The sequence below is a fragment of the Sphingobacterium sp. UBA7253 genome, assembly GCF_002472745.1.
GTDB lineage: Bacteria > Bacteroidota > Bacteroidia > Sphingobacteriales > Sphingobacteriaceae > Sphingobacterium > Sphingobacterium siyangense.
Genome location: NZ_DKSP01000084.1, coordinates 1 through 8,329 on the forward strand (window position 1 = coordinate 1; position 8,329 = coordinate 8,329).

Consider the following 8,329-nt stretch of genomic DNA (forward strand, 5'->3'; position numbering starts at 1 on the left):
AACGTTTAGGACGCAAGTGTTGTCAAATAAAAACAGCATTCTAATTTCATAGGGTATATTGCCTTCAAAAGGAGCAATATCAATTTCTACAGAATTGCTCTGGTTGACTACAGCGGTAAAGCTGTTGCTCAAATACTCGGAGGTATTATAAGGGTGGATCAACGCGACAACGCCATATGGTACTGTACCTGAATGGTACTGAAGCTTTAATTTTGTCGTATTTTCGGTTTGAAATAGCATAAATGATTGTAATAGGAATTCGTTTTTTTGTTGGATAGGTTTTGGTCGCTGTGTAAATATGGGATGACTACTTAGTTGAAAGACTGAGGCTTTGGAAAATTTAGCTGATTTTAAACCACCCCATTTTTCGACTTTGTAGTGCCTGCTACCATGTTCTCCCATTAAGGAAATCGTTTTTCGATTGAACTCATTTGGAAAACCATGATCGTGTGGTAATCCGAATAGGTGGCCCATTTCATGTGCTATCCCACCGAGGTACCAACTGTTGAACTCTCCTACAGTACATGCTTTATTTGTGGCAAACATCTCTGTAAAAGTTATTTTGGTGCTTGCATCCGTGAGTAATGCCGGATCTAGGAGGTCGCAGTCTGCAACCATGCACAAGCCCGAGGAAGCAGAGCCCCTGCCATAGTATGGCGAATGAAATACGTAGGTCCCATTTTCATCTTTATGGCTTAAGGCAGTAATAACAAGGATATGTTCGGTGTTTGGATTGATAGCAGGCGTCAGTTTCTCGAAGATTTCATTTTCTATTTCACGCCCTGAATTTATTGTATAATCATTTGAGGGTTTCGACCCTTGAACCAAGTGGTACTGATAACCCGAATCTTCTGCCTCAAAAGGGATACCATCACTTTTAAATCCCGAATTTCCAAGCTCAGTTTTGTAATAGGAGGAGATATCCTTCAATGTTCGGTCGAGACGATTTTTCCAATCGGAAGACAGTTTTGCGTCAGCAGGATAAAAATAAACAACCTTAACAGTATGAAGCAGTTTATTTTTATTTGTTGAGATTGCTCCTTGAGCGAATTGGTTAAGTGTTAATAGTAAAATAGACAGCATTATCCAGAGGAAGTTTGGCTGACGTTTCATACATGGTGAATATACGATCGCTATTGAATTCAATTAGGTTTAATCTAGGTTTTATATTATCTATACACTAAGTTAAATAAAATCAGCATAGTTTTCTTCAATAATATGCATAAGTTCTTCTCCCTCTACAGGACTTATTTTAAAAAGCTATTCAGATAATCTAAAATGCTTCCAGTTTGGCCTATCAGGCTGACGTGGCTTTGTGCTGGGATAATGGCTAATTGGGATTTCGGCATTTGTCCAAAGTCACCAACTACTGCACCGCCCAATAATTGATATGTTTTTACCAGCTCGATCTTATCTAGACCGTCGTTGTCTCCAGCAATCAAGAGTACAGGTGAAGATATTTTGGCAATATTTGCGTCTCCCAGATCAAATGGTTGCTGTGCCAAAGAGATCATCTGTTCTAAAAATTTTGTCCACTTTGTTTTGTCGGGAGCAACGGCTTCATAGGCTTGCTGCATCGGACTATTTTCAAATAGTGCTGGTTTCATGTTCTGAAAGGCTTTGTTAATTTCCGGCATCCATCCCTTACTTTTATAGGTAGCAGAAATAATGACTAATTCATCTAAGCGCTTCGGGTACTGAATGGCAAATTGGTAGGCTACTGCGCCTCCAAAGCTGTAGCCAAGCACTGCAGCATGTTCAATTCTCAGATAATCCATCACTTTGGCAACATCAGCTGCAAGTATGGCGTGGTCAAACTTTCTATCAGAATAGGGTGAATGGCCATGGCCCTGCAGTTCAATGGCGATGACTTTCCTGTTTTTTGACAGTTCGGGTATGAGCTGACTCCAGTTTGTGCTGATGGTCATAAAAGCGCCGTGTAATAATACAATCGGTTTTCCAGTACCATAAACTTCATAATATACCTTTCTGTCCTTAAGGTGTACTAAACCTTGAGCCGAGGGTTTAATTTGGGCATAAGATTGCATAACAGTAGTCATCATAATGATATAAAGTAATGATTTAAAAATAGTATTTGGTTTTGATATGTGTGTTCATAACGAATTTATTTAAAATGTACGTGACAAATATCATTACGATTTCCCAGGAAGATCCTGTGGAAATACGACAAATATAGGGGCGATTGCGTCAGAAATGCAAGCAGACAGTCCTTAAAAAAAGATTGGAGCGCGATAATACCGAGGGGAAGATTTCGTATCGTTAGGGCAGTTGAGTTGTAATTAAAAAAGACAGGGGCCAATATCCAATATCAGCCCCTGTGTTTTGCTATTATTTCAACTTATCTTTTACACTTTTAGCATGATCTAAGTGGTTTCTAAGTGTTGGTAGAGTTTTATCTACAAACGCTTTCAGCTCGGTATCTTTAAGGTTTTTACTAGCGTCCTCAAACAGTTTGATATGCTTTTCATGGTCTTTAACCATATCTTCAATATACGATTTATCGAAGTCTCTGGGCGACTTTTTGGACAATTCATCCTTCAAATTTTGTTCATCTTTACCCGAGGTGGCTGGTAGCGTGATATTTTTTGCTTGTGCAAGCGTTGCAAGTTCATCATTTGCTTTGGAATGATCTTTAACCATCATTTCGCCGAAGGCTTTTACCTCCACATGCTGGCCTTTTTCCTTTGCCAGTTTTCCAAGTTCTACCTCAGCCATGCCACCGTTTGCTGCTTCAGTAACGAATTTTGCATCGTCTTCACTGACAGCAACAGGCGTCGTTGCCGTATTATTATCGTCTATGTTTTCTGGTGCTTTTGTTTCGTTGATACTGTCTGCTGTTTTTTTGCTGTCGTTATTTGCATTGCCGCAACTTTGGACAGCAATAATAGAAAATGCAATTGCTAGGGTCAAAAATATTCTTTTCATGATCTTATGAGTTTTGATTTCTAGATAAACAGTGGTCAAAACAGTATCGTTTCAAAAAAATGACCAACGCAACTATTTCATATTACATTCACGCGTTTTTTAGCTTCAAAAATTTAATAGTGATACCCAGCTGACCCAAGTGGTAAAAATCGTGATGGATAAGGCCTGTCAGGAGGTATTTGAGGTTATGCGGGAAATCAGGATTCGCATGTTTATAGGGTTGTTCGAGGAAGGAATCGTCTTTGCCGTTGAGAAAGTGAATAACGTGTCGCTGACTATCCCTGAAATCTTCCAACAGCTTTTTCCAGCCTGTTGTCTTCAGTTCGTCATTCGTTCGCCAATTCCTAGCTTCGTTCATTTCGAGTCCCCGTGGATTTCCCTTCAAACGGCTCACAACCTCCTTACGCCATTCAATGAGATGCGACATCAGTTCCGCTACACTATGCATTTCTGGGATAGGACGCTCATAAACAGATGATTCGGTAACCGTAGCTAATTTTTTTTCAAAATTTTCATCGATCCATAGATCGGCGTACTCCACATCCTTTAATTGCTGAATGATATCTTTTATCAGAATAGTGCTCATAATGACTTAGTTTTAAAATGATTAAGTTTAAGACTTTAGAAATTAAACCGAACTATACAGGAATTAGTTTTAACCAATTGTGTATTCGCTTAAAATGCTAACATTGTACTGAAGAATTTCAGCTAGCAACGCTGGAATAGTTGCGGTGTGAAAAGGTTTTAGGGAAGATGTAATCAGTAGACAAACTATTATTTGCTGAATCGTGTCCTTCTATCGAGATTTCCTAGAAAAGGCAATCGCTTTATGATCCGGGCTCATACCCGCGTTTTATGGTCCCGAACACTCGTATTGAAATGGCTGATCAAAGATCCACAGCACGTCTGTCTGTCAACGAATTAATTAAACAGGCTAAATTGTTAGAATCCGAAGAGAAATTGGAGGATGCTGTCAAAAACTATCATACAGTTATCGCAAAAGATAAGCTGCATACCGCTGCATATAATCGGCTCATGATTGTATATCATAGGTAGAAAATGTACAAAAAAGAGCTAAGTACGATAAAGAAGGCGCTCGCTGCCTATGAAAATGATCTGTTGAAAGATCAGCGCAAATGGAAGAAGCTTAACGGTGGGACAGCCGACTTAAGTCAGCGTTTGGCCAAAGTACTGGGATTAATGCACGAGGATGGCCTTCCAAGATATGAAGAACCGCAAGTCATGGCTTGGAGAAAGCGTTTGGAAAGGGTAGAGCAAGTTATCAAAAAGGCAAAAGGTGTAAAGACCTAGGCGCTTTTTTTTTGTTATAAAATCGTAAACGAAATTGTAGCTGCTGCTGTTCAACTATAAAACTCATTAGTTTTAATAAGTCGATATTGAGCCGAAACCCATTTTAGAAATGACAATGAAATACATATTCTGTACAGTTGAAACCCCCAAAAATTCAAATGCCAAATACAATTATGAGCCAAAATGTGGCGGATTTGTTCTGGCAAAATACCTTCCTTTGGGCTCAGTTTTCCCCTATGATTTCGGTTTTATCCCGGGCACCGTAGGAGAGGATGGTGACCCCTTGGATATTATCGTTATTTCGGAACAAGGGACGTTTCCTGGCTGTATATTGAAATGCAGAATAATTGGTGCAATAAAGGCGATACAGCAGGATAAAGATGGGGACACTGTCGAAAATGACCGGTTTTTGGTTGTACCGGAGGCTTCAGCCGTCTTTGGTCACATTCATCGTGTCACCCAATTGCCTGAAACCGTGCTCGATGAACTGCAACAGTTCTTCATAAATTATAATAAACAGGAAGGCAAAAATTTCCAGCCTTTGAAAATTCTAAGTGCTAAAGATGCATGTAAGGCGATAGAAAAAGCAAAAAGTAACAGCCAGGCCATCAAAAAAATTGAACTTTTTCTTCCACTCTACGATGCGTCGGGAACACCCTTCTCCGCTCAACTATTTCAGGATATTAGTAAGCAGCTCATTAAAGACTTTGGCGGGATAACAGCTTATACGCGTGCCCCTGCCATTGGTATATGGGTCGATCCTAAAAAACAGCCAATTAAAGACGAGAATGTGGTTTATGAAATCATGGTTGCTGAAATCGACCATGCCTACTGGAAACAATTCAAGAAAAAACTCGAATTACAATTTGCCCAAAAAGAGTTAGTTATTAGGCAAAGTGAGGTCGGGCTACTCTAGTCGCTAGATTAATACTGTAGATCTGCTGGAATGTAGACCAGTAGGCTTATAAATGCTATTTAGCTTGAAGCGTAGGTGAAGGGGAAATCAAAATAGAAAATAGATCCCTTATTCTTGGCGCTTTGAACGTGTATCTGTGAACCATGTTCTCGCAGGATTTCTGCGACCAAATATAGGCCGATGCCAAATCCAGATATGTTAGAAGTATTTAGGTTATCCACCCGATAGAATGATTTAAAAATATTCTTTTGATGTTTGGGCTCGATTCCAATCCCTTCATCCTGAACATATATACGTACTTTTTCGCCTATTATCTGCGTGCCAATAATGATCGTCCCACCATAGGGAGAGTAATTTTATGGCATTGTTAAGTAAGTTGGCAAAAACCTGATCCATTTTGGGCCAGTCAGCTAAAATATGAACGGTGGGATCACAACGCTGTTCAATGCTGTGCCAATTCGTTCCCAAATCATTAATACAGTCCCGCATTAATTTGTCAAGCTGAAAAGTGGTTTGGTGAAGTTGCAATTTTCCTTCGTCTACCTCCGTTATACTAAGAAAATCCGCAATCGTGAGCATCATTTTTCTCACTTTGAGATTCGATCTTAGTTCCTATCTGGGCACTTTTTTCACCAAATATAGTTGCATGCTGTTGCATCATCTGCGTATTCATCAAGACTGTGGTGAGCGGTGTTTTGAGTTCGTGGCTTGCTACGGATATAAACGCATTTTTTCGCTTCTCCTCCTGCTTTTTCGGTGATATCCCGTGCAATTTTTGATACTCCAATGATCTCGCCGAGATTGTTTTTTATGGGGATATCGTCAGCGACAAATCGATCAATTTGCCTGATTTTGTCTGCCGAACAGTTTCAAAATGCTTGATGGAATGCCCCATGCGGATTCGCCCCAGAATATAATCTTCTTCAGAATGCATATATCGTGGAATTAATTTTAGGATGGACTGACCAATCATTTCCGCGGTTGAATAGCCAAAGAGATTCGTCGCAGCGTCGTTCCAGCTGGTTATGATACCGTCTAGTGTTTTTCCGATAATCGCGTCATAGGATGAGTTAACAATGACTGCAAGTCTCCTGAAGACGTTATATTGATGCTTATCATTGATTTTAAGGATGATCTTGATACAGAAGATATTACCGAAGCAATTGCCCGCATCCGTACACACATTAAAACCGAATTTCAATTTATCCATTATGTCATTATCCAACCAGAGTAAATATTAAACGCCAATTAACCTTGATAGCTATTTTAATAGCAGCGGCTTCGTTTTGCAAGTGAGCTTTTGCAAGGACATCGCGGAGGCTTATGCCAAGATTGCAAAGAACACAGCCTTGGCTAGCACAGTAAAATGTATTGTTGGGCTATCTTTAGGATGGATAACCGAGTTTCGGAACTTTATCGAAAAATTATGTAAGAAGTAGAAGAATGACAATGTAAAGATGTAAGTTTGTATATCACCAATATTAAATTTAAGGTTATGCTATATTTAGGAATTCTGGTCTTTTTGGGACTTATTACATTATTTGCTTCATTTTATACGGTAAAACAAGAATCTGCGGCTGTGATAGAAAGGCTGGGTAAATTTTTAAAAGTAAGTCATGCTGGTTTGCATTTAAAAATTCCGTTTTTGGATCAGATCGCTAAGCGGCTGAATCTTAGGATAAAGCAATTGGATGTCATAATTGATACCAAAACATTGGATAATGTTTTCATTAAGATGAAAGTTTCTGTTCAGTATCAGGTAATCAGAGATAATGTAAAAGACGCGTATTATCGTCTGGAGAATCCCGAAAATCAGATTACATCGTATGTTTTTGATGTTGTACGTGCTGAGGTTCCAAAAACAAAATTAGATGACGTTTTCGTAAGAAAAGATGATATTGCCATTGCCGTAAAAAGTGAATTGCAGGATGCGATGCAAAGCTACGGTTACGATATTATTAAAGCATTAGTGACAGATATTGATCCTGATGAACAGGTGAAACATGCTATGAACAGGATCAACGCTGCTGAACGCGAAAAAACTGCCGCAGAATATGAGTCTGAGGCACAAAGAATACGAATTGTTGCCGTTGCAAAAGCTGAAGCAGAATCTAAAAAATTACAGGGGCAGGGGATTGCAGACCAGCGAAGAGAGATTGCGAAGGGACTGGAAGAATCGGTAAAAATGCTGAATGCGGCCGATATCAATGCACAGGAAGCTTCTGCATTAATTGTTGTGACGCAACATTATGACACGCTGAATGCCATTGGAGCCAATAGCAGAAGCAATTTGGTCTTGCTTCCAAATTCGCCAACAGCAGCAAGCACTATGCTGAATGATTTGGTAGTTTCAATGGCCGCGGCACAGAAGATTGATGGACATAATAGTGCGCAATTGCCTGAAATTCCTAAAGATGGCGGTCTTTAGGGATAGAAATCCGAAGAAGCTCTTCCATAGACGTATTATCTAAATATTGATGTAACTGAATTCCTCAAAAGCAGGATATGGGATAAGATTACTAAGGGTACCACCAGGTTGGGCAATAAAGCATATGGAAATTTTAACATAGCAATATTTGGCTGATCATAAGCGATCAATTGTATAGGAATTGGGGATGACAGTATTCCTAGAAGAACAACAATGAGAACTGAGCAAATACCGAATATGTTCCATAATCTGAAAATCTGGAAATTGAAAATTTTACGAAAGAATATGCCCGTTATCAAAAATATTAAGGCAGTAATTCCGAAAACTATATCATAATTGCAGCCAATAAAAGTCATTTCTCGCGGCAGCATTTTTTTTTTGTATAAAGCATAGAGAATAAATTCTACTGGAATACGCAAGATATGGATCGCCAAAAGCAAATACATATTTATTTTTGTATTAACCAATAGTATCGAACAACAGACGATTGTTATAACTGTACCCAATAGAATTAAGGCGAACGATGGGGGAAATTGTATAAAGAACCCTGCAACAGCGGCAAATGATATGAAGAGCGACCAAATGATATAAACTCGCGTAGAAAGTTTGTGGCGTACAGCGAACCAAAATAATACAAAACAACTTATTGTAATAGCTATAAATAGATTCTGCATGATTAAAAAGCATATATCTTATAAAACTAAAGCATAAAAGGCCTAAAATACTTG

General features: G+C 39.0%; 12 protein-coding genes. 4 read left to right on the forward strand and 8 right to left on the reverse strand.

Annotated elements, in window-relative coordinates:
• The 4 genes from B2X72_RS08310 to B2X72_RS08325 form a co-directional block, all read right to left on the reverse strand.
• The coding region (locus tag B2X72_RS08310) for a hypothetical protein (RefSeq protein ID WP_286849059.1) at nucleotides 1–1,113 on the reverse strand (1,113 nt) is incomplete at its 3' end.
• A 134-nt stretch (nucleotides 1,114–1,247) separates the two neighbouring features.
• Complete coding sequence (locus tag B2X72_RS08315; protein ID WP_286849061.1) at nucleotides 1,248–2,063, reverse strand: alpha/beta fold hydrolase; 816 nt, start codon at nucleotides 2,061–2,063, stop codon at nucleotides 1,248–1,250.
• A gap of 286 nt (nucleotides 2,064–2,349) precedes the next feature.
• Nucleotides 2,350–2,946, reverse strand: coding sequence for a DUF4142 domain-containing protein (locus tag B2X72_RS08320; RefSeq protein ID WP_286849063.1), 597 nt, complete (start codon nucleotides 2,944–2,946; stop codon nucleotides 2,350–2,352).
• 88 nt (nucleotides 2,947–3,034) lie between these two features.
• Nucleotides 3,035–3,532 (reverse strand): DinB family protein, encoded by a 498-nt coding sequence (locus B2X72_RS08325; RefSeq protein WP_286849064.1) that lies wholly within the window; start codon nucleotides 3,530–3,532, stop codon nucleotides 3,035–3,037.
• Nucleotides 3,533–3,825: 293 nt separating this feature from the next.
• Here B2X72_RS08325 and B2X72_RS08330 point away from each other — a divergent pair, with 293 nt between their 5' ends.
• The 3 genes from B2X72_RS08330 (at nucleotide 3,826) to B2X72_RS08340 (ending at nucleotide 5,173) form a co-directional block, all read left to right on the forward strand.
• Nucleotides 3,826–4,002: a hypothetical protein gene (locus B2X72_RS08330; RefSeq protein WP_286849066.1), complete on the forward strand. Its 177-nt coding sequence runs from the start codon at nucleotides 3,826–3,828 to the stop codon at nucleotides 4,000–4,002.
• A 3-nt stretch (nucleotides 4,003–4,005) separates the two neighbouring features.
• Entirely contained in the window at nucleotides 4,006–4,257 is a 252-nt protein-coding gene (locus B2X72_RS08335; RefSeq protein ID WP_286849068.1) for a hypothetical protein, read from the forward strand.
• Between the two features lie 115 nt (nucleotides 4,258–4,372).
• Nucleotides 4,373–5,173 carry an inorganic diphosphatase gene (locus tag B2X72_RS08340; protein WP_286733434.1) on the forward strand — a complete coding sequence of 267 codons (801 nt, stop codon included), beginning with the start codon at nucleotides 4,373–4,375 and terminating at the stop codon, nucleotides 5,171–5,173.
• 59 nt (nucleotides 5,174–5,232) lie between these two features.
• Here the strand turns inward: B2X72_RS08340 and B2X72_RS26620 are convergent, their stop codons facing one another.
• Genes B2X72_RS26620 through B2X72_RS08350 form a run of 4 tightly spaced genes read right to left on the reverse strand, consistent with a single transcriptional unit; the run spans nucleotide 5,233 to nucleotide 6,383 of the window.
• Nucleotides 5,233–5,505, reverse strand: a complete 273-nt coding sequence (locus tag B2X72_RS26620; protein WP_376747323.1) for an ATP-binding protein — start codon at nucleotides 5,503–5,505, stop codon at nucleotides 5,233–5,235.
• On the reverse strand, nucleotides 5,450–5,755 hold the full coding sequence (locus B2X72_RS08345) for a hypothetical protein (protein ID WP_286849069.1): 306 nt from the start codon (nucleotides 5,753–5,755) through the stop codon (nucleotides 5,450–5,452). The genes B2X72_RS26620 and B2X72_RS08345 overlap by 56 nt, the downstream gene beginning before the upstream one ends.
• A complete protein-coding gene (locus tag B2X72_RS26625; RefSeq protein WP_414711790.1) occupies nucleotides 5,727–5,960 on the reverse strand; it encodes a histidine kinase dimerization/phospho-acceptor domain-containing protein in 234 nt (77 codons plus the stop codon). Before B2X72_RS26625 ends, B2X72_RS08345 begins: the two co-directional genes overlap by 29 nt.
• A 21-nt stretch (nucleotides 5,961–5,981) precedes the next feature.
• A complete protein-coding gene (locus tag B2X72_RS08350) occupies nucleotides 5,982–6,383 on the reverse strand; it encodes a PAS domain-containing protein (RefSeq protein WP_286849071.1) in 402 nt (133 codons plus the stop codon).
• A 285-nt stretch (nucleotides 6,384–6,668) separates the two neighbouring features.
• Between B2X72_RS08350 and B2X72_RS08355 the strand changes: the two genes are divergently transcribed.
• Nucleotides 6,669–7,601: an SPFH domain-containing protein gene (locus B2X72_RS08355; RefSeq protein ID WP_286849073.1), complete on the forward strand. Its 933-nt coding sequence runs from the start codon at nucleotides 6,669–6,671 to the stop codon at nucleotides 7,599–7,601.
• Nucleotides 7,602–8,329 lie beyond the last annotated feature (728 nt).